Source organism: Curtobacterium salicis, from assembly GCF_011759505.1.
Classification (GTDB): Bacteria; Actinomycetota; Actinomycetes; order Actinomycetales; family Microbacteriaceae; genus Curtobacterium; species Curtobacterium salicis.
Genome location: NZ_JAAOYO010000002.1, coordinates 635628 through 658378 on the forward strand (window position 1 = coordinate 635628; position 22751 = coordinate 658378).

At 69.1% G+C, this 22751-nt stretch carries 19 protein-coding genes; 11 read left to right on the forward strand and 8 right to left on the reverse strand.

Annotation, left to right across the window (positions count from 1 at the left end; translation table 11 throughout):
- Window positions 1-13 precede the first annotated feature (13 nt).
- The 5 genes from E9228_RS07355 to E9228_RS07375 all read left to right on the forward strand — a co-directional run bounded on the left by E9228_RS07355 (window position 14) and on the right by E9228_RS07375 (window position 4495).
- Complete coding sequence (locus E9228_RS07355) at window positions 14-610, forward strand: LbetaH domain-containing protein (protein ID WP_166779905.1); 597 nt, start codon at window positions 14-16, stop codon at window positions 608-610.
- 6 nt (window positions 611-616) lie between these two features.
- On the forward strand, window positions 617-1198 hold the full coding sequence (locus E9228_RS07360; protein ID WP_166779906.1) for an acyltransferase: 582 nt from the start codon (window positions 617-619) through the stop codon (window positions 1196-1198).
- Window positions 1195-2058 carry a glycosyltransferase family 2 protein gene (locus E9228_RS07365; protein WP_166779907.1) on the forward strand — a complete coding sequence of 288 codons (864 nt, stop codon included), beginning with the start codon at window positions 1195-1197 and terminating at the stop codon, window positions 2056-2058. Before E9228_RS07360 ends, E9228_RS07365 begins: the two co-directional genes overlap by 4 nt.
- Window positions 2059-2339: 281 nt before the next feature.
- Window positions 2340-3191, forward strand: a complete 852-nt coding sequence (locus E9228_RS07370; RefSeq protein ID WP_166779908.1) for a glycosyltransferase — start codon at window positions 2340-2342, stop codon at window positions 3189-3191.
- Complete coding sequence (locus E9228_RS07375; protein WP_166779909.1) at window positions 3188-4495, forward strand: hypothetical protein; 1308 nt, start codon at window positions 3188-3190, stop codon at window positions 4493-4495. Before E9228_RS07370 ends, E9228_RS07375 begins: the two co-directional genes overlap by 4 nt.
- On the opposite strand, the gene E9228_RS07380 is transcribed toward E9228_RS07375, so the two are convergent.
- The 6 genes from E9228_RS07380 to E9228_RS07405 are packed head-to-tail and all read right to left on the reverse strand — an operon-like array spanning window position 4431 to window position 11528.
- The gene (locus tag E9228_RS07380) at window positions 4431-5210 is read right to left on the reverse strand and encodes a glycosyltransferase (protein WP_166779910.1); all 780 of its coding nucleotides are present in this window, start codon (window positions 5208-5210) and stop codon (window positions 4431-4433) included. The two genes, E9228_RS07375 and E9228_RS07380, sit on opposite strands and share 65 nt — an antisense overlap.
- Before the next feature lie 22 nt (window positions 5211-5232).
- The gene (locus tag E9228_RS07385; RefSeq protein ID WP_166779911.1) at window positions 5233-6303 is read right to left on the reverse strand and encodes a glycosyltransferase family protein; all 1071 of its coding nucleotides are present in this window, start codon (window positions 6301-6303) and stop codon (window positions 5233-5235) included.
- Entirely contained in the window at window positions 6300-7607 is a 1308-nt protein-coding gene (locus tag E9228_RS07390; RefSeq protein ID WP_166779912.1) for an MATE family efflux transporter, read from the reverse strand. Before E9228_RS07390 ends, E9228_RS07385 begins: the two co-directional genes overlap by 4 nt.
- Before the next feature lie 46 nt (window positions 7608-7653).
- Window positions 7654-9120: a sugar transferase gene (locus E9228_RS07395; RefSeq protein WP_252727786.1), complete on the reverse strand. Its 1467-nt coding sequence runs from the start codon at window positions 9118-9120 to the stop codon at window positions 7654-7656.
- Window positions 9121-9133: 13 nt separating this feature from the next.
- Window positions 9134-10066, reverse strand: coding sequence for a beta propeller repeat protein (locus E9228_RS07400; RefSeq protein ID WP_166779914.1), 933 nt, complete (start codon window positions 10064-10066; stop codon window positions 9134-9136).
- A gap of 16 nt (window positions 10067-10082) precedes the next feature.
- Complete coding sequence (locus tag E9228_RS07405) at window positions 10083-11528, reverse strand: polysaccharide biosynthesis tyrosine autokinase (RefSeq protein WP_166779915.1); 1446 nt, start codon at window positions 11526-11528, stop codon at window positions 10083-10085.
- A gap of 156 nt (window positions 11529-11684) precedes the next feature.
- Between E9228_RS07405 and E9228_RS07410 the strand changes: the two genes are divergently transcribed.
- From E9228_RS07410 to E9228_RS07425, 4 genes are all read left to right on the forward strand, one after another.
- Complete coding sequence (locus E9228_RS07410; RefSeq protein ID WP_166779916.1) at window positions 11685-12407, forward strand: CPBP family intramembrane glutamic endopeptidase; 723 nt, start codon at window positions 11685-11687, stop codon at window positions 12405-12407.
- Between the two features lie 179 nt (window positions 12408-12586).
- Window positions 12587-13897 (forward strand): carbohydrate-binding protein, encoded by a 1311-nt coding sequence (locus E9228_RS07415; protein ID WP_166779414.1) that lies wholly within the window; start codon window positions 12587-12589, stop codon window positions 13895-13897.
- A gap of 281 nt (window positions 13898-14178) precedes the next feature.
- A complete protein-coding gene (locus E9228_RS07420; RefSeq protein WP_208385619.1) occupies window positions 14179-18066 on the forward strand; it encodes a TIM-barrel domain-containing protein in 3888 nt (1295 codons plus the stop codon).
- 154 nt (window positions 18067-18220) lie between these two features.
- Complete coding sequence (locus tag E9228_RS07425; protein ID WP_166779917.1) at window positions 18221-19519, forward strand: PP2C family protein-serine/threonine phosphatase; 1299 nt, start codon at window positions 18221-18223, stop codon at window positions 19517-19519.
- A 130-nt stretch (window positions 19520-19649) separates the two neighbouring features.
- Here E9228_RS07425 and E9228_RS07430 read toward each other — a convergent pair whose 3' ends face one another.
- Complete coding sequence (locus E9228_RS07430) at window positions 19650-20336, reverse strand: response regulator (protein ID WP_341849825.1); 687 nt, start codon at window positions 20334-20336, stop codon at window positions 19650-19652.
- 5 nt (window positions 20337-20341) lie between these two features.
- Window positions 20342-21685 (reverse strand): sensor histidine kinase, encoded by a 1344-nt coding sequence (locus tag E9228_RS07435; RefSeq protein WP_166779919.1) that lies wholly within the window; start codon window positions 21683-21685, stop codon window positions 20342-20344.
- A 211-nt stretch (window positions 21686-21896) separates the two neighbouring features.
- Between E9228_RS07435 and E9228_RS07440 the strand changes: the two genes are divergently transcribed.
- Both E9228_RS07440 and E9228_RS07445 read left to right on the forward strand, forming a co-directional pair.
- Window positions 21897-22247: a hypothetical protein gene (locus tag E9228_RS07440; RefSeq protein WP_166779920.1), complete on the forward strand. Its 351-nt coding sequence runs from the start codon at window positions 21897-21899 to the stop codon at window positions 22245-22247.
- 35 nt (window positions 22248-22282) lie between these two features.
- Entirely contained in the window at window positions 22283-22729 is a 447-nt protein-coding gene (locus tag E9228_RS07445; RefSeq protein WP_166779921.1) for a hypothetical protein, read from the forward strand.
- The last annotated feature ends 22 nt before the right edge of the window (window positions 22730-22751 follow it).

Here is a 22751-nt window from a genome sequence, read left to right on the forward strand (position 1 = left end):
CGAGGAGACTGCAGTGGACCGAGCAGCCGCAGACGCAACCGGAGAACCAGCCGTGCCGGTGATCTCATTGAAGGACGCACCAGGGGAACGCGCTGCGTGGGACCGACACCTCGGCGTCGTACTGGCTTGGTCCGTCGCCGAACTCCTGTTCGTCACGAACCCATGGCAGATCAGCTCCCGCCTCCGTGTCCGGGTCCTCCGCGCCTTCGGAGCAGAGATCGGACGCGGTGTCGTGTACCGCCCGAGAACGCGAGTACGTTTCCCGTGGAAGCTCCGGATCGGTGACAACAGCTGGATCGGCGAGGGCGTCTGGATCCACAACCAGGACCGTGTCGAGATCGGCAGCGACGTCGTCATCTCCCAGGAGACGTTCCTCACGACTGGGAGCCATGCTCACCGGCGAGACATGGCTCTGATCACCGCGCCGATCACGATCCACGATGGCGTATGGGTCACATCGCGATGCATGGTGCTCGGAGGGACCGTCATCGGTCGATCATCCCTCGTGAGGCCGATGAGCGTCGTTGCCGGGAACGTGTCCTCGAACACAGTCGTCAGCGGCAATCCGGCGACTCCGATAGGGCCCCGTTTCGTCGCTGGAGGCGACTGAGCCGCCATGGCGAAGAATAAATTCGAGGCATCACGCCGCGGAGCGCTGAGTGCGATCACGCGAGAACTCCGTGTGACCTGGACCTCGGGTCTGGCGCACGCGATTGTCCGCAGACGGGGCTTCCCGCGTGCGTTCCGATCTCGAGCGCTCCGACTCCTCGGCGCTGACATTGCGTCAAGTGCGCTCATCAACGGCCATGTTTCCATCGCGGGAAGAGCAAAGCTGGTGATCGGGCCTCGGACCTTCGTCAACGAGGGGACCTACTTCGACCTCGCAGCTGCTACGGAGATCGGTAGCGACTGCGCGATCGGCTACGAGGTGATGTTCATCACCGCAACGCACCGGCCTGGCACGACGACACGACGGGCAGGCCCTGTTGATGTTCGTCCGATCTCCGTCGGCGACGGAACCTGGGTCGGAGCACGGGCAACTATCCTTCCCGGGGTGAAGATCGGTGAGGGCTGCATCATCGCTGCGGGAGCCGTCGTCACGAAGGACTGCGAGCCGCACACCCTGCACGCCGGCGTCCCGGCCCGCTCCATCAGGGCTCTCGAGCATGACCCAGTGGATACCGAGGTAGAACCATGACAGACGCACGTCCCTCCACGCCTCCTCTCCCGATCGTCGCCGTCATCCTGACGAAGAACGAAGAGGCCCAGATCGCGTCTACCCTCGACCGTCTCGGCGACTTCGAAGAGGTGGTGGTCGTCGACTCGCACAGCACAGATCGCACAGTGGCGATCGCGGAGAGCATGGGAGCACGCGTGCTCCAGTTCAGCTGGGACGGCGCCTACCCGAAGAAGAAGCAGTGGGCTCTGGAGAACGCCACCGCTGGTCACGAGTGGGTCCTGCTCTTGGACGCGGACGAGACTCCGACGGACGAGTTGCTCGAAGAACTGCGCGAGGTGGCGTCAAGTGGAGACGACGACGTCGCCGCCTACGACATCCCACTCCTCTACCGATTCGCTGGCTCGGTCCTCCGCCACGGACATCGAGTCAACAAGCGGTCGCTGTTGAAGGTCGGGCTCTGCAGGTTCCCCGATGTTGGCGATGAAGACCTCCCGGGGATCCGAGAAGTCGAAGGGCACTACCAGCCTGAAGCCGGCGGCCGAGTCCGGGCGCTGACCGGCTCGATACTGCACGACGATCGTGATCCCGTCAGCAGCTGGTTCGATCGCCACAACCGCTACTCCGACTGGGAAGCTCACCTACGGGCTCGCAGTGACCTCCGTCGTGAAGTCGCGAAGCGCCGCTCGCGTCAGGGTCAGCTGTTCGACCGTGTCCCGTTCAAGCCCACAGCGTTCTTCTTGTACGCGTACCTGCTCCGTCGCGGTTTCCTCGACGGTCAGGCGGGCTTCGACTACGCGTTCGCGCTTTCGACGTACTACTGGCAGATCGGCGTCAAGACCCGAGAACTGAAGCAGAGCCGAGCAAGGGTTGAAGGTTGAAACGAATACTTCAGTTCGCTGATTCGCTCGCAACCTCAAACGGTGGCCCCGCACGGAACTCGTTCGAACTCAACCGTGCTCTGAACCGAGTCAGCGACGCAGCGGTGGACCTGGTGTGGTTCCACGGTGCCCGCGAAGAGAGCGTGCTGGCAGACTGCCCATCGCCGTCGGCCACTCCAGATCGGCCTGGCCCTCGGCGCTTCCGGCCACTCGGGCGCAGGTCCGCCGAGGGCGAGTTGGATCTCCTCGCGCTCACGCGAGCTCTTTGGAGGTGTGATGCCGTGATCGTCCATGGCTTTTACCTCAACTGGGTTCCACCTGTGCTCTTCGCGGCCCTGGTTCTCAGGAAGCCGGTCGTACTCATGCCTCATGGGGCGCTGACTCTCTACGAGTCGAGCAAGAAAGCGTCGAAGAAAGCGCTCTTCCGCCGCGTGCTGAATCCACTCGTCGTACGGGCTGTCAGGGCGTTGGCAGTCGGATCGCAACGCGAGGCTGCCGACGCCTCAGCACTGCTTCCCCACATTCGGAGCGCCGTTTGTGGGGTAGGCACGACTTTGCCTGAGCTGCCCTCCCCGCACCAGTTCAACATTCCTCTGCAACTCCTCACCCTCGGTCGCCTTGCGCCGAAGAAGCGTGTCGACCTCGCGGTTCGAGCTGTCGCTGCGCTCATCGCGCGTGGCGTGGCTGTCCGCCTCACCGTTGCCGGGGTCGGCCCCGAGCGTCGAGCTCTGGGTCGGCTCGCTGATGAGTTGGGCGTGAAGGACGAGGTTGCGTTCATCGGCGAAGTGTCGGGGAGTGCGAAGAGGTCTGCCTATTTGTCCGCGGACCTGTTCATCCTCCCGAGCGAGGACGAGAACTTCGGGATCGTCATCGCGGAGGCCCTTGCCCATGGACTACCGGTGATCGCCAGCACGAACGTCGAGGCCGCAAACATCGCCGGCGATGGAGCAGCGTGTCTGCTCGACTATGTCGACGAGGAGGCCATCGCGGATGCCGCGATCGAGTTGTCAACGCACGACAGGCGTGTGCTGAGCGCCACTGCTCGTTCAGCTGCTGAAGAGCGATTTGACTGGGACCGCGTTGCCAGCCTCTGGCTGTCGCTCATAGAGGGAAGCCGAGCCAAAGCACGATGACCACAACGGGGACAGCAATCGTGCAGGCTGCCCGGTCTGACACCGGGGGCTGGCAGAAATTCATCTCGCTCGGTTTGACCATGTTGCTGCCGATTCACGTCGGCGTGCCCGTCGCGAGCAGTGTCTTCTCGTGGGGCGTTCTGCTGAGCATCCCCCTTCTGCCGGTCATAGCTCGATCCTTCAAGTCGTTCCGATTCGTACCAGCGATCATCGGCTTCACGGCAGCCGCTCTCGTATCCGGACTGCTGCTCACGTCCGTGGCGTCTCAGGACCACCTCGTCAACACCAGCTACCTGTGGGTGACTGTCGGCTCGGTGGCCACCGCTGTCTTCGTCTCGATACCGACTTTGCTGTGGACGCGAGCCTGCTCCTCCACGAGGGCCGCGGCCTTGGCCTTCGCTGCCGGCTCGATCCTGCAGACCCTCGCGACGCCAGACAGTTGGGACGGGAACGTCTGGAAGTTCGGTCTGTCGTTCCCGGTTTCCGTACTGCTCCTCGCTCTGGTGTGGCGAGCGCGATCAGTAGTGCTGCCGCTCGTGGTGCTTGCGCTCGTCGGAACGCTTGCGATCTTGGCCGGGGACCGGAGCTACTTCGGTTTCGTTGCCGTGGTGGTCATCATGATGTTCCTCCCGCGTGCGCGATCGAGGCCGACCAAGGCGAAGTCGGTCGCGGCTGTCATCGCGCTCGTCGTAGCTGGTGCGGCGGTCTACTCGATCGGCGTCACTCTGGCGCTCAAGGGCTTCCTGGGTGAGCGGAACCAGATCGTCACCGCTGCCCAGCTGCGTGCGTCTGGCTCGGTGCTGACCGCCGGCCGGAGCGAGTCGGGCGCCGCACTCCAGCTCTTTGCTAATCGCCCGCTGGGATACGGTCCGGGCGTTCTGCCTTCAGCGGACGACGTCGCGATCGGACAACAGGGTTTAGCGGGTCGAGGACTCGACCTCACGGGCCAGTACGTTCGGGAGTACCTCTTCGGGACCGGGTTCAAGCTCCACTCGATCACGAGTGACCTCTGGGTCAACTTCGGCCTGGCAGGCATCGGGCTCGCCGCGGTGTTCGCGCTCGCCTGCGCAGCCGCCCTGGTGGTTAACATCACGCGCTCGGAGGCAAGCCCGCTGTTGTTGCTCCTCGGGGTCGTCGGTCTCTGGAACCTCGCTTTCTCCCCCATCGGTTCCAACCTGGGTGACACGGTTTTCTGCGTCGCGATGTTGTTGGCGCCGACGGTCGCTGGTCGGAGGAGTATCAGCGATCCCCTGGCGCCCGAAGTACTCGCCGAAGCTTCCCGAGGCCGATCCTCGAGGCATTGAAAACCCCCAGGCACCTAGTCACTACCAGATCCGCGATCCGCCCGACCTGGCCGAGACCGGACCGCTGCACACGCGCTCGGTGGAGACTCATCGCGATCTGAGCTGCCGGGATCTCGGAGACCCCACCCCCGAGGTAGTCGACGACCACCGGCTTGATCTCGCGCGGTGGGGCGATCTGCGCGAACCGGGTGATCAGGTCGAAGTCCGCGACGAGCCCGATGCTCAGGTCGTGTCCACCGATCCTGAGGAAGTCCTCGCGGGAGAACCAACACGCCTGGTGGCAATGTGGTTGAAGCCCGAACAGATGGCGTTTGCGATCGAACGGCATGTTCTTGATGGGCACGGCTGGCCCACGGCCACCCTGGAGGTTCACAGCACCTCCGATCGCCCATGGAGTGTCCTCGGCGTCCAGGTCGTCGAGCGCCTCAAGGACCGTTCGGAGGCTGTTTGGCCCCGCGAACGTGTCGCCCGCGTTCAGGAACTGGACCCATCGCCCGCGAGCCATCTCCACGCCGGTGTTCATGGCGTCGTAGATCCCGTCGTCCGGGGCGCTGCGAAGCACGACGGAAAGCCCTGAGTCCTTCACCCGCTCGATGGTGTCGTCGCTGGAAGCCCCGTCAACGACGACGATCTCGACGAGTTGTGGATCGATCGACTGCTCCAACAATGATCGGATCGTCGGGTCGATGTAGGCAGCCGCGTTGTACGTGGCCACGATGATACTGAGCAATGGTGCCTCAATCCGCAACACGGAGGACGTCCTTCCAGGCTTCGAGGGAGCGTTGCAACTGGTCCTCGAGAGACAGCTGACCGATCGGCGCCGCCGGGCTTCGGAGCTGACTGCCGATCATCTCCCCTAGGGCCTCTGGGCTAGCGGCCAGTTGCGACCGGGGAAGGATCTCCCGAACTCCATCGGTGTCGTAGGCGAACACCGGAACTCCGACAGCGGTTGCGAGCCGGATGGAGCCACTCTCCGTCACGGAACGGTACGGAGCCACGACGCATGACGATGTGAGCAACGCCGCGATCAGATCGCCGTCGCTCAAGGGGCCGTCGTCGGCGGAATGGCGCACGAGCACTCCGTGCTCCGCGAGCATCTCGACGACGTGTTGTGGTGCACGGCCGGAGGCGAGGATCTGCAGCTCGAAGGATCTGCCGACGGCAGCAGCGATCGCGGGGATGTCGTTGACGCCCTTGTCAGGGCGAGGGTCACCGATGAAGCTGACCCGCGGCAGACCTGCAACGCCTTCTAGGGCACGAGGAGTCCACCCTGACGTGCCCCGGACAGATGAAAGGAACGGCGGATGTGGCGTCACTTTCACCACCGGGAAGTCCTCGGCCGCCATCTGCTGCAATCGAACGGAGTGCACACAGACGGTGCATCTTGCGAGCAGGAGCTTCTCGAATCGCACCCACCGGCCGGATCTGCCGGCGACCTGACGAGGGTTGTGCAACACGACCAGGACCTGCGCCCCGAGCGCCGCGCGGAGGCCGAGAAGCACCATGTCCCAGATGTCAACGTTCCAGGCTGCAACCACCGGTCGCCGGAGCGGCTGGAGGATGATCGATCTGAGTGGACCGGTGAATCGGCGCGCAACGCTCCGCAGCCGCTGATTCGAATCAGCTATCGGTCCAGCGAGCCCGGGGATGACACGGATGCCCGCGTCTGGGACGTAGTCGCGAGCTCGCGGAACCCAGTGATGAACCGCGATGCCGAGCAGGCCGAACACGACGGCGAGCTCGTTCCCGTACGGATTCCTCCCGTTCGGGTCGTACAGGACGACGCCGGGGCTCCGGAAACGACTCATGCGCGAGCCGCCATCTCGATCTCCCGGTTTCGTGCCACCCGCGCCGCGCGGATCGCCGCAGGGATCAGTTGGAACGCCGCCGTCGAGATGATCGATCCCCAAACCGGTCCGGCCGACCCCATCTGGTGTGCGAGGTACAACGAAAGCGGGATATTAACGACGACCATCAACGCCGAGCAGATTGCTTGGAACCGGAGTCCGTCGGCGGTCGTGAGGAACATGGCCGACGGTTGATGGAGGGCCATCACCAAGATGAGGACTGCGAACGCGACGGCCAGGCTCAAGTCGACCGGCGCCTTGGCATTGGTCAAGAGATCAGCGACGGGTCGAATGAGCACTCCGTAGCAGAAAGCTGCCATCCCACCAACGACGGCCAAGGCGGCAACAGCCCGCTTCCATTGACGGAGAGCATGTGAGGTCTCCTGCGCGAATATCGGCCAGAGAGCCACAGCCGCAGTGGAGATGAGGGAGAACGTGGGTGTGTAGAACTGCGCGGCGACGGAGTAGCTGGCAACGTCCCGACCGGTCCCGACGTGAGCGAGGATGATCCGGTCGCTCTGCAGGGCGACCGGGACGGTGATCATGATGACGAGCATCGGGCCCGCAGAACGCCACACCTGTGCGATGACGTCTCGCCGGATCCGCCGCGGCGAGAGGATCTCCCGGACGTCCAGGCCCGAGGTACGCAACGCTGTGACGAAGCAGATCGCAGCGACGACCATCACGCCCAGGGGCGTTGCCATGGCCAGGTACATCGACGCGAGATCGGCTCGGAGGAGGAGCCAGGTCGTTGCGAGCGCCGCCACGGGCCCCAGGACTGCGATGAGGTTGACGTAGTGGTTCTTGCCCTGGCCGAGCAATATCCGCTGGCCGATGCCCAATGGGAGCGAGATGGCGAACGGCACGAAAGCCGTAACCAGCGCGAAGGGAGCCTGACTCGTCAACGATCCGGGGATCTGCAGTGCCCCACCCCACGCATCGAATGCAGTGAGGGTCAGCGCGGCGACGACGAGGACGACGCTTGAACAGACCAGCATCCAGAACGCAGCACGGACGACGTCCGCAGCGTGGGAACGGTCGACCTCACTCCTGTTCTGGACCGCGACCGCCGTGGTGACCGCGGCTCCCATCCCCAGGTCGGCGAAGGGGATGAGCTGGAAGAGGAGTCCGAGCAACATGACATACCCGTAGGCGGCTGCACCTCGCTCGTCCACGATCAGGAAGGTGGTGAGGGCAGCGGCGACCGCGGTGACGGGCAGCCCGATCGCACGCGCTCCAGACGACAGGAACATCGACCTGATCACTGCAACCGCCTCATTGATCGAACTTCAAGTGACCCGAACTGGAGCGTCAGAATGCGCCTTCGCTCCGGGCGACTGCGCGGAGCGTCCGCCACAACACGACGATGTCCCCGAGCAGAGACCAGTTCTCCACATAGAACAGGTCGAGACGCACCGAATCCTCCCACGACAAGTTGGACCGCCCGCTGACCTGCCATAACCCGGTCATACCTGGCTTCACCAAGAAGCGCCGGTGCACGTGAGAGTCGTACAGCGCCACTTCCGTGGCGAGCGGCGGCCGCGGTCCCACCAGCGACATGTCGCCGACCAGGACGTTGAACAGCTGCGGCACCTCGTCCAGGCTGTACCGCCGCATGAAGGCGCCGACGCGGGTGACGCGCGGGTCGTTCCTCATCTTGAACAGCACGTCGTTGCCCTCGGCACGGTCCAGCTGGCTGAGCTCCTGCAGGCGGGCCTCCGCGTCGACGACCATCGACCGGAACTTGATCATCCGGAAGGTGCTGCCGTTCAGGCCGACGCGTTCCTGGCGGAAGAACACCGGCCCCGTCGACGTGGTCTTCACCAGCAGCGCCAGGACCAGTAGGACGGGCGACAGGACCAGGATGAGCAGCGTCGAGCCGATCATGTCGAAAGCCCGCTTCGTGTAGAGCTTGCGGCCCGTGTAGGTCGGCGTCTCGACGTGGATGAGCGGCAGGCCCTGCACCGGGCGAGTGTGGATGCGCGGGCCACCGATGTCGGTGAGGCTCGGCGCGACGACCAGGTGCTGGCGGCCGGGCTCGAGCGACCAGCTGAGCTGCCGGACGCGCTCGGGGGGCAGGTCGTCGGCGCTGGTGATGACGACGGTGTCGGCTCCGGTGGTGGCGAGGGCGGCGGTCAGGTCGTCGAAGCCGCCGAAGCTCTGCACGGTCGAGCCGGGCAGGGTGCCGTGGGTTCCGGCGGACACGGCCGCTCCGACGACGCGGTAGCCGGCTTCCGGAGAACGCCCGAGCTCACGGGCCAAGTGCAGCACACTGCTCGTGGAGCCGACGAGCAGGACCTTCGCCGAGTAGTTGCCGCGCTTGCGCTCGGCCACCAGCCACTGGCGCCACATCCACCGCGAGATGAGCAGGACGACGATGCCGACCGGGAACGCGATGAGGATGTACCCGCGGGCCAGGTCGACGTGCAGCAGGTACGCGACGATCGCCAGGAACCCGAAGACCCGGACGCTGGCGTCTGCGACCAGGCGGTACTCGGTGCTGCCGACGCCGATCACGCGGTGCCCGCGGGTGTCGTAGAGCGCCAGGGCGGTCATCCAGACGACGATCACGACGACGGAGATGCCCGTGTAGCTCAGGCGCAGGTCGGCCGTGTTGGTGGCCAGGTTGGAGTCGAGACCGAGCCAGGCGATCTGCACGCCGAACACGACCCAGAACAGGGCGAGCAGGTCGGTGACCAGGACGCGGCGCGAGAACGAGCGACTCCACGCCTCGGTGGACCCTGTCGACGGGGCGACCCGCATCGCGCCCGCGGTCATGGGCGCCATCCGGTCACCACGTCGCGCCACCGTCTGCAGACACGGAGACGGCGTCGCCGGCCCAGAGCCAGATGTCGTCTCCGGCACGGTCGAGGCTGATCGGGCCGGTCGTCGCGGCGTCGGCGGCGCACCCGACGGCGGGAGTCCCGGTCTCCGGTGTCACGTCGATCGCCGTCATCGAGGCGATCTCCACGCCCTTGCACGCTTCGTCATCGACACGGGCGAGCAGGTACTCGTCGCCGTTGTCCGCCATCGCGCGGACCCCGCGGACCGGGACCTCCACCCACTCGCCAGCGCCGGAGCGCCACTCGACCTTCCCGTCACAGATGACGACCGAGGTCTGCTGCCCCTGGTACGCCTCCTTCGGGCGGTCACAGGGCGGCTCGACGACTCCCGTGGGGAGGACGATGCCGGCCGTCGAGACACCGACGCCAGCCGCGCCGGGGCTTCCGGCCGTCCAGGTGGCGCCGTCGTCGACACTGGTGCGCACGGTGGTGGTGCAGTCTTCGCCGACCCCGGCCAGGATCGTCAGGTCCTCACTGGAGGCCCGTATCGCCATGAGCGTCGACACGTCCGGTCCGAGCACGACCGGCGCCCATGTCGCGCCGCCGTCGACGGTGTGCTCGAGGGTCGGTGCTGAAGCGCCGCACGTCGTGCCGGTGGCGCGCCACGCCTCCTCGCCGTCCACCACGGTGAGGAGGCGACGCGTCACGCCCGTGGCGTCCGCGGAAGCGGTGGAGGTCGGATCGGTGCTGGAGTCCGGAGAGCTGGCGAAGGTCGGGATGGGACCCGCCGGGTCACCGGCGTTCGGCGCGGTGCGTCCCAGGGCGAGCGTGACGAGTGCGATGTCGATGACGACCAGCACGACGATCACGATGGCGACCCAGACGAGGGTAGTTCGCGTGAGCGACGAGCCGAGGTTTCGGGTCCCCCGGCGATTGTTCATGTCCCCCGACCCCGTTTCAGCGCTCGGCGCGACTCAAGGCGCCGAGCTTCTTTCCGCCGCGCTTGGGCGGATTGACCTTCGGTGTGTTCTCGCCCTCTTCGACGCCGTAGCCGTACCCGTAGCCGTACCGGCCGTAGCCGTAGGCTCCCGGGCCGCGGACGGGCATCATCGTGATGACGAAGCCCGCGATGGGTGCGCCCACGCTCTCGAGTGCCGAGACCGCGGCGGCGAGCTGGCCCTTGTGCGTCTTGCCCGAGGCCACGGCGACGATCGCGCCCGAGGCCTTCTTTGCCAGGATCGCGGCGTCGGTGACGGGCAGCAGCGGCGGTGCGTCGAAGAGGACGTAGTCGAACTCCTTTTCCAGGCGTTCGATGAGGTCCTGCATGGCGCGGGATCCGAGGAGCTCGGACGGGTTCGGCGGGATCTGACCGGCCGGCAGGACCACGAGGTTGCCGCGACCCCAGGGCTGGGCGACGTCCTCGAGTTCGGCGCGCCCGATGAGCACGTCGGTCAGGCCGGCGTTGGTCTCGACCTCCATGTACTCGGCGACGCGGGGACGGCGGAGGTCGGCGTCGATGAGGATCACGCGGAAGCCGGCACTGTCGAGCGCGATCGCGAGGTTGGCGACGGTGGTGCTCTTGCCCTCGGACTGCACGGACGACGTCATCACGAAGGTGCGGGCGCCGGTGCCGATGTCCAGGAACTGCAGGTTCGTGCGGAGCGTGCGGAACGACTCTGCCCGCGGGCTTCGCGGGTCGACCTGCACGATGAGCGGCCGCTCGGATGCCTTGCTGTCGAAGGCGATGCCGCCGACGACCGGCTTGTCGCTGATCTTCTCGACGTCCTGCTCGGTGCGGACGCGGTTGTCCAGCGTCTCGCGGAGGACCGCGATGCCGACGCCCAGGGCGAGCCCGACGAGCAGGCCGAGTACGACGTTCACCGGCACGTTGGGGCTGACCGGGACGCTCGGCACGTCAGCCTGCTTGACGCGGGTGAGCTTGACGCTGCTCGAGCCCTTCTCGTCGGTGGCTTCGATGTCCTCGACGACGTTGGTCAGGCTCTGTGACGTCGCGTTCGCGATGTCGGCGGCCTGCACGGGGTCCGTGTCGTTGACGCTGATCGAGATGAGGGTCGTGCTGGTCGGCGCGGTCGCGGAGACCATCGTCGCGAGCTGCTCGGCGTTCATGTCGAGCTGGAGCTTCGAGATGACCGGCAGGAGCACGATCGGGGTCGACACCAGGTTCGAGTACGTCAGGACGCGCTGCTGGGTGAAGGTGTTGCCCTGCGCCAGGTCACTTGCGCTGCCCGAGGTCTCCGTCGAGACGAAGACCTGCGCCGAAGCGGAGTACACCGGCTTCTTGAGCAACGAGAAGCCTGCGGCAGCGGCAACTCCGACGAGTGCCAAGACCAGGATGAGGACCCATCCCTTACGCAGCACGGTGATGTAGTCGCGTAGTTCCACGCGGCCCGCCTTCCCCGACGATCCCGCCGCTCTCTCGTGGTCCCAACACGAGTGCCCGGGGATGTCCCGGTGTACGGCATTCAAATAGTGCCACATGATCGAGCAACGCTCGGCTGTATCGGCCGTTCTGGTCCGTCGGTCCTCTACGGTGAGCGCATGAGCACCGAGTCCGACGTGACCCACGCCGAGCCCGACACCAGTCGCCAGCGAGACCTCGTGATCCTGCTGGTCGCGCTCGGGGTGGCGGTCATCCTCGCCCGGGTCGCGTCCGGGTTCAGCACCGCCGGCAAGATCCAGCCGCCCGTCATGCAGGTCGTGGTGGCCGACTTCGCCGTCTGGCTGCCGCTCGTCGCGGGCATCGTCTGGGTGCTGCGCCGATCGGCGAGCACGGACGGCGCAGCGCGGCTCCGCCTGGGGCTCGGCGACGCGATCTTCGCGATCGGCATCGTGATCCTGTGCCGGGTGTTCGACGTCTTCCTCGGCCTGGCGTTCACCGGCTCGACCGGGCTGACCCCGGCGCCGACCCTCGGGACGCCGGACGAGACGTTGCTGATCGTGTCGGCCATCGGCATCGTGCTGGTGAGCCCGTTCCTGGAGGAGGTCTTCTTCCGCGGGCTCTTCCAGCGTCGGATGGCAGCCGAACTGACCCCCCGGACCCGGTTCCTGGCCGTGCTGCTCACCGCGTTCCTGTTCGCGGTCCTACATGTCCTCCTCGGCGCCGGTTCGACCCAGCTCGAGGGCTTCCGGGTGTTCCTGACGATCTTCGCGCTCGGATCCCTGACCGGCACGCTGGTCGCGATGACCGACCGCATCGGCGGCGCGATCCTCGCGCACGTCCTGTTCAACGCGGTGGCGGTCGTCGCGACCTGGCCCCGCTGACCGGTCACGCGCCTCCTGGACTGACCGGTCACGCGCCTCCCCGAAGGTGAGGCGCACTCGTCCCACGAAATGCGGACAGACATCCGCCGGCGATCGCAGTACGAATACGCAAGGAGGTTTCGCAACCTCCCGCGAACTCGGGCAGCGTCGCCCGGGTCGCCCATCGTGGAGGATCTGTCATGACCAGAACACCATCGATCGGACGTCGGGTCAGGCGTCTCGGGGTCGTCGCGTCGGTTGCCGGGCTCGTGCTCGGCGGAGCACTCGTCACCGCCGGACCGGCGAGCGCCGCGACGGCCTGCGCACCGGCTTGGAGCGCGTCCACCGCGTACTCCGGCGGCGCGAGCGTGAGCACCGGCACCACCAACTACACCGCGAACTGGTGGACGCAGGGCGACGACCCGGCGACCCACTCCGGGGCGACGGGCTCCGGCCAGCCGTGGACCACGGCGGGCACGTGCACGCCGGGCAGCACCGGCGGGGGCGGGACCGGCGGCGGGGGGACCGGCGGGGGCGGAACGGGCGGCGGTACGGGGACGGGCACCGCCACCGGCACGCTGTTCAGTCCGTACAAGGACGTCACGGTGAACCTGAACTGGAACACCAACGTGATGCAGACCGCCGTCACCGGCAGCACGATCCCCGTGGCCGGCGGGTCGAACAGTCTCGCCACGAAGGTCCCGAAGCTGCGCGCACTGTCGCTCGCCTTCGCGACCGGGACGTGCGGCAGTGAGAACTGGGGTGGCGTGGCCGGCGATGCGTTCGCCAAGGCGAACGTCCCGGCGCTCGACGCCGCGGGCGTCGACTACGTCATCTCGACGGGAGGCGCGGCCGGCTCCTTCAAGTGCGCCACCGGGGCAGGGATGAACGCCTTCATCGCCCGCTACGCGTCGCCGCACCTGGTCGGCATCGACTTCGACATCGAGAGCGGCCAGTCCGCTGCCGACATCCGGGCGCTCGTCAGCTCGGCAGCGGCGGCGCAGGCGCAGTACCCGAAGCTCCGGTTCTCGTTCACGCTGGCGACCCTGGCGGCGTCGGACGGTTCCTTCGCCGGGCTGAACAGCACCGGGGACACGACCGTCACGGCGGTCAAGGCCTCGGGTCTGACGAACTACACGATCAACCTCATGACGATGGACTTCGGCGGTCCGTCCTCGGCGGCGTGCGTGGTCACGAACGGCGCCTGCGACATGGGGGCCTCGACGGTGCAGGCGGTCAAGAACCTGCAGCACACCTACGGCACGCCGTTCAGCAAGATCGAGGTCACGCCGATGATCGGTGTCAACGACGTCGTGAGCAACGTGTTCACGCTCGCCGACGTCGACACGGTCTCGGCGTACGCCCGCGCGAACGCGCTCGCGGGGGTGCACTACTGGTCGCTCGACCGCGACACCCCGTGTGCGCAGAGCACTGCCTCGGCGACGTGCAGCTCCCGTCCGGACGCTGCCCTGTCGTACACGAACCGGTTCCTCACCGCCCTGGGGAAGTGAGCTGACAGCACTGCCTGATCCTGGCGGGCCACCGGGTGCGACCTCCGTCGCGGCCGGTGGCCCGTCGGCGTCTCCATGCCCTGGGAAAGGAGCGCTGTGCACGGGGCGATCCGTGCCTCCCGTCTGGTCCGCTGAGCGCCGCCGAGGCGACACATCCTGCTTGCGGTCTTCCATGCGGGAGCTATGAGGCCCTACAGTTTCCCACGTTGTAACGCGGGCGCCTAGGGGGCGCCCGCGCTTTTCCCGAAACCGGACGACGCCGTCCACGAGGAGCCCACCCCTTGCGTCCCACTCTCATCCCGACCCGGGGGCGCCGCCGCGTCCTCGGGTCGTCCCTCGCCGCAGCCGTCGTCGGAGCGCTCGCGCTCGGCGGCCTCGGCATCTCCGCCCTGCCGGCCGCCGCCGCGCCGGACGCCCGGACGGTGGTGTCGGGTGACGCCCGCTTCCAGGTCCTCTCCCCCACCCTGATCCGCACCGAGTACGCCGGCGATGGACAGTTCACCGACCAGGGCACGTTCAACGTGGTCGGGCGTGACGACTTCGCCGCCACCCCGTTCACGAAGACCGTGCAGGACGGCTGGCTGACGCTCGACACCGGCTCGATGACCGTGCAGTACCGGGAGGGCACCGGCGACTTCAGCCAGGACAACCTCCGCGTGACACTGAAGACCTCCGTGGGTCAGGCCGTCACCGGCTCGCCCTGGGTCACGACGCAGACGCCCTCCTGCGCGATCGGCACGCTCTGCGAAGGTGAGGCGCTCGCACTGCAGGGCCTCGCCAACGCGACGGACCACGCCGGGTACACCGGTGCCGGCTTCGCCGCCGGGTTCGAGAACGTCGGCAACTCGATGACGTTCCGCACCGACGTGGCGAAGGCCGGGTCGTACGACCTGGCCATGCGCTACGCCAACAACCAGGGCGGCGACGGCAAGGTCGAGACCCGCACCCTGAGCATCGTCATCGACGGCGGGGCCCCGGTCACGCTGCGCCTGCCCGCCGGTGCGAACTGGGACGAGTGGAAGCAGACCAGCGCCGCCCTCGACCTGACCGCCGGACAGCACACCGTCCGGATCGTCCGTGGCGACTCGGACTCCGGCCGCGTGAACGTCGACAGCCTGGCGATCGTCCCCGCGGGAGGCGCCTACCCGGCACCCACCGCTGCCTCCGCCGGCCAGGACTGCGCCTTCGGCGTCGTCTGCCAGGCCGAGGACGCCGCACGCACCGACCCCGCGACCGTGGCGACGAACCACAACGGGTTCGCCGGTGACGGGTTCGTCGCCGGGTTCGAGCGGGCGGGTGCGCAGATGAACGCCCACGTCACGGGTGTCCCGGCGGCGGGCGACTACGCGCTGCAGGTCCGGTACGCCAACGGCTCCGCCGCGACGCCGACGCTGACGGCCGCCCCCGCAGGCCAGACCGCCACGACCGGTGAACTCCCCCGCACCAGCGGGTGGGACTACTGGAACACGGCGACCATCCCGGTGCACCTGGCCGCCGGCACGAACGACGTCGCGATCGGCTGCCCGACCGTGGCGAACAACTGCAACGTGAACTTCGACACGATCGCCGTCGTCGACCAGAGCTCGCCGGTCCTCGCCGCGCACGCTCCGCTCGGTGGCTACCGTCGTGACCTCGACACGGCGAACGGTGCCGCGAAGACCAACCCCGGTCTGTTGTACCAGGACGGCTGGTCGCTGCTCGACGACACCGCTTCGGCGCTCTACGACACCACAACGGAGCAGACCACGCCCCGTGGCGACCACGGCGGCAAGGGCTACCAGGACGGCTACGTCTTCGGGTACGGCACCGAGTACACGACCGCGCTGAAGGACCTGGCGACCCTGACCGGGCCGTCGAAGCTCCTGCCGCAGTGGGCCTACGGCGTCTGGTACTCCGAGTACTACGACCGCTCGCAGCAGGACTACCTGGACATCGCGAAGCGCTTCAAGGCCGAGGGCGTCCCCGTCGACGTCATGGCGATCGACACCGACTACAAGGTCGGCAGCCCGACGAACCAGGGTGACAGCAAGTGGGACGGCTGGTCGGTCGACCCGGCCCGCATCCCCGACATGACGAGCCTGCTCGCCGACTGGCACGCCGACGGCATCCACAACACCCTCAACATCCACCCGTCGATCTCGAGCAAGGACCCGAAGTTCGCCGAGGCGCAGGCCACCGCGAAGGGCAAGCTCACCAAGGGCGACGGCGACCGCTACCTGTTCGACTGGTCGGACCCCGACCAGCTCAAGGCCTACTTCGACCTGCACACCTCGCTGCAGCCGAAGGGCGTCGACATGTGGTGGCTCGACTGGTGCTGCAGTGAGAACTCGAAGTACTCCGCCAACGGTGTCACGCCGGACGCGTTCATCAACCAGCAGTACGCGAAGTACACGGACGCGCAGCTCAAGGGCCGCGGTCTGGCGTTCTCCCGTGCGTACGGCTCGCTGACCGCGGGTGGCTACGGCAACCCGCAGGCCGTGGCGACCGGCCCCTGGGCCGACAAGCGCACGACCGTGCACTTCACCGGGGACACCACGTCGTCATGGGAGGAGCTCGCCGCCCAGGTCGGGTACACGCCCGGTGAGTCGGCAGCGACCGGCCTCTCGGCGATCAGCCACGACATCGGTGGGCACAACGGTGGCCAGTACGGCATCGAGGGCAAGGAACCGGGCACGACCCAGCTGCCGCCGGACATGTACGCACGCTGGGTCCAGTTCGGTGCCTTCCAGCCGATCGACCGCCTGCACAGCAACCACAGCGACCGGCTGCCCTGGCAGTACCCGGCCGAGGCAAACGCGTCGGCGAAGCAGTTCCTCAACCTCCGCGAGGACCTGCTCCCCCTGACGTACACCCTGGCCGCCGACGCCACGACGACCGGCACCCCGATGCTGCAGCCGCTCTACCTGCAGTACCCGGAGGCGCAGGAGTCCTACGCGCAGGCCGGCAAGGAGTACCTGTACGGCAAGGACGTCCTGGTCGCCCCGGTCACCACGGCGAACAACGACGCGGGCACCGCGACCACCTCGGTGTGGTTCCCGGCCGGCGACTCGTGGACCGACTGGTTCACCGGCACGACGTACAAGGGCGGCACGACGGCCGACGTCACGACGGACCTGAGCACCATGCCGGTGTTCGTCCGCAGCGGCGGCATCGTCCCGACCCGCTCGCACCACGTCGCGAACGACGCCGCACCGCTCGACGCGGTCACGGTGACGGTCGCGACCGGCGCCGAGGGCAGCTTCGCCCTGCACGAGGACTCGGGCGAGGGTCAGCCGACTCCCGCCGGCACCACGGCCCGTGCGGCGTCGGACTCCGCCTCGACCACGATGCGGTTCACCAAGCAGGCCGACGGCGGCACGCTCGACATCGCCCCCGCGGACGGCTCGTTCACCGGCCAGGTGCGCGACCGCTCGTGGACGGCGACCTTCACCGACGCCGACCGACCGGAGTCCGTCACGATCGACGGGGCCCCCGTCGCCGCGTCCGACTGGACGTACGACGCCGACAGCCGCACCATCACGGTGCCGGTCGCCGAGCGCTCGGTGACGGACCGGACCATCGTGCGGTACTCGAGCCTCGCGGCTGCGGTGCCGAGCCTCCAGGTCGAGTCGCCGCGCGTCGCCGCCGGTGACACGCAGACCGTCACGGGCACCGGGTTCCCGGCGAACGCGACGGTCACGCTGTCGACGACGCCGGCGCTCGGCGGCCGGGTCACCGTGCAGACGGCGGCCGACGGCACGTTCCGCGCCGACCTGCCGGTGCCGACCACGGCCGCCTCCGGACGGGTCTCGGTGTCCGCCTCGGTGGGTGGTGTCGTCCTGGCACGGACCGCGTTCACGGTGACCGTGGCGGCCACCACGCCGCCGACGGCCTCGCCGTCGCCCACGCCGGGCTCGCCGTCGCCGACGCCGACGCCGGGGACCGGTCCGGGTGCCGGCAACGGTCCGGGCGCTGGCAACGGTCCGGGCGCTGGTCCGGGCACCGGCAACGGTGGTGACGTCGGCAACGGTGGTGCCGGTGCACAGCCGGGAGGCACGCCCTCCGCCGGTGACGGCGCCCTCGCCTGGACGGGTGCGAACGTCGTACCGATCGGGATCCTCGCCGTGGTGCTGCTCACCGCGGGCGGGCTGCTCCTGGCACAGCGCCGCCGACGCCACCGGGCCGAGTAGGTCCGCAGCGCGGCAGCATGACGCAGAGGATGGCGGGGTACCCGGGAACGGGTGCCCCGCCGTCCTCGTTGTACGACAGGTGTCGGATGGGTCACCCCCTCTTCGGGTCCGCGCCCCGCCGGACCGGACCGTTGTCCAGTAGCCTCGGCTGAGCATGTCTCGCCCAACCAGCGTCATCGACAACCCCCTCGTCCGGCAGGCCCCGATCAGCGGCCTGCTGGCCCTCGGCGCGCTGCTGACCCTGACGCTGCCGACGCTCGAGGTCAGCGACACCCCGATGTTCCTCGCCAGCCTCGTCGCGACGGCGGTCGCGACGATCCTGGCCGTGTTCGCACTGCAGTTCCCCCGTGCGGTGTCCCTCATCCCGATCCTGTTGGCCGTCGACTTCGTGTCCCTCGCCCTCTTCCGCACCGGCACCGGTGCCGGGGCATCGGTGTTCACCTCGCTCGTGGTGCTGCCCGTCGTGTGGTGGGCCTCCCTCGACGGCCGACGCACGATCGTCTACGCGGTCCTCGGCGTGACGCTCGTGATCCTGGCGCCCTACGTCCTGCAGCCCGGCAACACACCGCGCGCGAGCGAGCTCGTCCGCCTCGGCATCACCGTCGTCGTGTTCGGCACCGTCGCCGTCATCGTCCACGAGCTCTCCCGCCGGGCCCGTCGCTCGGTGCGCTCCGCCCAGGCACGCGAGGACCGGATCCGCGAGGAGATCAGCCGCGCCGCCGACGTCCAGCGCTCCCTGCTGCCCACCTCGAGCGACGGCCTCGGCGACAGCGTCACCGTCGCCGGTGTCTGCATGCCGGCGAAGAGCGTCGGCGGCGACTTCTTCGACTGGTACCGCACCGAGAACGGCATCGCCGTCGGGCTCGGGGACGTGATGGGCAAGGGCGTCGGCGCCGGACTCATCGCCGCCGCGGTCCGCGCCACGATCCGGAGCGCCCGCACGGTGGACGACGCCTCCGAGGCCCTGCGCCGCGCCTCCGACGGCCTCGCCGCCGAGGGAGCCGGTACCGACGTCACCTTCACCACCCTGTTCCACGCCCGCATCGACGACGACGGGTCGCTGCAGTGGGCGGACGCCGGGCACGGGCTGAGCTTCATCCTCCGTGCTGCCGGCGGGGTGGAGCGCTTGCGCTCGGTCGACCTGCCGCTGGGGATGGGCCTCCGGGACGAGTGGGCGACGACGACCGGCACCCTCGAGCCGGGCGACCTGCTCATCTCGTTCAGCGACGGGGTGCTCGACCTGTTCGGCGGGCGCGACGACGCCGTCGACTCGGTCGCCGAGCTCGCACGGGCCGATCGGACGCCGGCGGCGCTCATCGCGGCCCTCACCGCGCGGGCGGCCGAGGTGCCGCACGACGATGACGTGACCGTCATCGCGATCCGCCGCGAGGCCGCCCCCGCCGAGGCCACCGAGGTCGCGGCCGCGCCACTCTCCCGGTCCCGCGCCGCCTGAGGGGCGGCGGGCCGGGTCCGCTCGTCCGCTCGCCGAGGCTCGCGCTCAGCGACAGCGCACGTACCGGCGCATGCGAGCGCTGTCGCCCAGCGCGAGCCGCGGCCACGCCCGCCCGCGCCGGGCCGCGCGCCTACGCGGACCAGTCCGGCCGGACGAAACCGCTCTCGTACGCGAACACCACGGCCTGCACCCGGCTCGCGGCCCCGACCTTGCCGAGCACGCTGCTGATGTGGGTCTTCACGGTGGCCTCGCTGATCCACAGGTCCTTCGCGATCTGCGCGTTGCTGGCGCCGCGGACCAGGGCGGTGAGGACCTCCCGCTCGCGGGCGCTCAAGGACGCCAGCACCGGGGCGTGTTCGGCCGGCGGCTCGGGGGCAGTCGAACCGGCGGCGGCGCCGGACCGCACTCCGAGCAACCGGTTCTCGAGCAGCGCGCGGGTCATCGACGGCGCGATGAGGGTGTCGCCCGTGTGCGCCGCGCGGACCCCGGCGGCGATCAGGTCCGGGCCGGCGTCCTTGAGCAGGAACCCGAGCGCTCCGGCCTGCACGGCGTCGAGCAGGTACTCCTCGTCGTCGAAGGTCGTGAGGATGACGACCGCCCCCGCGGTGCCGGCGGACACGATCGACCGGGTGGCCGAGATGCCGTCGAGCACGGGCATCCGGACGTCCATCAGCACGACGTCGGGGCGGAGGTCGGCGCACACGGCGATCGCCTCGGCCCCGTTCGGAGCCTGGCCGACGACGGTCAGGTCGGGTTCGGCGTCGACCATCATGCCGAGACCGGTGCGGACCACGGCCTGGTCGTCGACGATCACCACGCGGATCACGAGGCGACCGCCCGCTGACCGGCAGCAGCAGGAGGAGCAGGAACAGGAGCAGCCGCCACCGGACCGACCGCACCCGCCGACCCCGCACCCGCCGACCCCGCGACGGACCGCGGCCTGCCCGCGGTCGGGACACGTGCCTCCCGGGGCGCCTCGAGCGTGACGCGCCAGCCGCCGCCCTCGGCCGGACCCGCGTCCAGGACACCACCGATGGAGGCAGCGCGCTCCCGCATCCCCCGGATCCCGGCGCCACCGGCGGCCAGTTCCGGCACGCGCGGGCTGCCGCCGGAGCCGCCGTCGTCCAGGACCTCGAGTCGGATGCGGTCCGGCGACGCGGCCAGGCTGATCCGCACCGCGGAGCCGTCGGAGTGCACGAGGGTGTTGGTCAGGGCCTCCTGGCAGACGCGGAGGACGGCGAAGTCCTGCATCACGCCCAGGGTCTCGGGCACCCGCAGGTCGGCGTCCACCCGGACACCGGTGGCGCGGACGCGGTCGACGGCGTCCTCGAGGGCACCCCGCAGGGACACCGGGGCGTCGGTCGTGCCGCCGTCCCCACCCGCACGGAGCACCCGGACGACCTTCCGCATCTCGGACAGCGCCTGCTGCCCGGTGCCGGCGACCCACGAGGCGTACTCGGCGAACTCGGCCTGGTCCGCGACGCCGACCCGCACCAGGGCCTGCGAGCGGACGACGATGGCGGCCATGTGGTGCGCGACGACGTCGTGGACCTCGCGCGCGACGGCGGTGCGTTCCTCGGACGCGATGCGGGCCTGGTCGGACTCCCGCAGGCGGACGAGTTCCTCGTTGCGTCGCTGCAGCACGAGCTCGGACCGACGGCGGCGGGCGGTGGCTCGGCCGAGGAACGCGCATGCCACGAGCAGGATCCCCATCAGGACGATCGTCGACCAGTCCGCGTCCGTCGACCACATGCGCCAGGCGCGGAGGGCGTACGGCCAGTCGCCGATCGGGACGTCGCGGAGCGGCAGGAACATCGCCAGGAACGTCGGCACGGCGACGACCGCCAGCACGGCGAGCACCCGGCGCCCGCCCGCACACGCCAGGTAGACGGCGATGACGAGCGGGATGAGCCGCACGGTCAGCACGTCGAACGTCCACCAGGGCCACGCCACGACGACCCCGACCGCCACGAGCAGCGGGTACGGCAGCCGCTGGCCGACGACGATGCAGAGGGAGACGAGGGCCGCGGTCACCCGGTAGTCGTCGAGTCGCGTCGGGTACCAACCGGCGCGGTGCAGCCCCTCCATCGCGAGCAGCGCAGCCCCGAGGAACGCCACCCCGGCCAGGGCGGACCGCGCCCACGGCGGGATCGGGAGAGGACGCATGGCGTGAGGCTAGCCGCCCGAGGCTGCTCCGCGCCTCCCCCGAAGGACGGAGGGGTCGCGTCCCGACGATCAGTCGAACGGACGGGAGGCGCACCACCTTCCGCCGATGCGCCTCCCGTCCGCCTCGTCAGAGGCTGGTACCTGCCGCAGTGAGCGGTCTGCCGCAGTCCGCGGCAGCGCCGCAGAACGCGGCCGTCGAACGGAGCACGTGATGCAGAAGAAGACCGCTGTCACCCTGGCCACGCTGGCCCTCGTCCTGGCCATCGCCGGGACGGGCGTCGCGGCGGCGACCGTCGCGAGTCCGGACGCCTCCTCGGACGTGGTGCGTCCTTCGGGCGCGTCGGCCGTCGTGCAGACCACGGTCGCGACCTCGGACGACGACGGCTGGCCGGGGCAGCTGCCGGACGCGGACCGCTTCCGGACGCTCTCGCAGTCCGACCAGCGTGCGGTGCTCCGGCGGGTCGACCGGCTGCTCGGGGACCTCAGCGGTTCCCGGGCCAGCGAGGGGCTCGTCGCGCAGCTCAGCACGTACCGGGGTGAGCTGGCGCGCCTCCGGGAGTAGGGCGAGGCTCGGCGGACCTGGACGACGGCGGGTGCGTGCAGCACACTGACGGCATGGGGTGGGGGAAGACAGCGCTGGCGATCGGGATCGTGTGCACGCTCGGGGGCGGCCTCGCCGGGTGCGCGACGACGGCCGGGCAGTGTGTCGACTACGTCTCACTCACCCCGGCGGAGCAGGCGCACGAAGCGTCCCTCGTCGTCGATGCCGACGTCCGGCCGACGGACCGCACGGTCGAGGTGGCCGGCCGGTACCGCGTGTACGAGGCCACGGTCACCGACGTCCGGAAGGGCCGGACCCGCGACGACCGGATCGACGTGATCGCCACCTCCGACCAGTGCACCACGAGCGGCGAGCCGGTCGAGTACGTCGACGGCGACCCGCTCGCCGAGCCCGGCAGCTACCGCCTGTACCTGACGCGGGTCCGGGGCGGAGGCCCGTGGCAGCTCGTCGTCCCCGGTGCCGCCGAGCGCCTCCCGGCCTAGCCGCGGCGGCCGCGGCCGCGCG

Bases quoted from the DNA above. Each gene is read 5' to 3' on its own strand.
- E9228_RS07360 (WP_166779906.1), top strand. From the start codon at position 617: ATGGCGAAGAATAAATTCGAGGCATCACGCCGCGGAGCGCTGAGTGCG.
- E9228_RS07365 (WP_166779907.1), top strand. From the start codon at position 1,195: ATGACAGACGCACGTCCCTCCACGCCTCCTCTCCCGATCGTCGCCGTC.
- E9228_RS07375 (WP_166779909.1), top strand. From the start codon at position 3,188: ATGACCACAACGGGGACAGCAATCGTGCAGGCTGCCCGGTCTGACACC.
- E9228_RS07385 (WP_166779911.1), bottom strand. From the start codon at position 6,303: ATGAGTCGTTTCCGGAGCCCCGGCGTCGTCCTGTACGACCCGAACGGG.
- E9228_RS07395 (WP_252727786.1), bottom strand. From the start codon at position 9,120: ATGACCGCGGGCGCGATGCGGGTCGCCCCGTCGACAGGGTCCACCGAG.
- E9228_RS07400 (WP_166779914.1), bottom strand. From the start codon at position 10,066: ATGAACAATCGCCGGGGGACCCGAAACCTCGGCTCGTCGCTCACGCGA.
- E9228_RS07410 (WP_166779916.1), top strand. From the start codon at position 11,685: ATGAGCACCGAGTCCGACGTGACCCACGCCGAGCCCGACACCAGTCGC.
- E9228_RS07415 (WP_166779414.1), top strand. From the start codon at position 12,587: ATGACCAGAACACCATCGATCGGACGTCGGGTCAGGCGTCTCGGGGTC.
- E9228_RS07425 (WP_166779917.1), top strand. From the start codon at position 18,221: ATGTCTCGCCCAACCAGCGTCATCGACAACCCCCTCGTCCGGCAGGCC.
- E9228_RS07435 (WP_166779919.1), bottom strand. From the start codon at position 21,685: ATGCGTCCTCTCCCGATCCCGCCGTGGGCGCGGTCCGCCCTGGCCGGG.
- E9228_RS07440 (WP_166779920.1), top strand. From the start codon at position 21,897: ATGCAGAAGAAGACCGCTGTCACCCTGGCCACGCTGGCCCTCGTCCTG.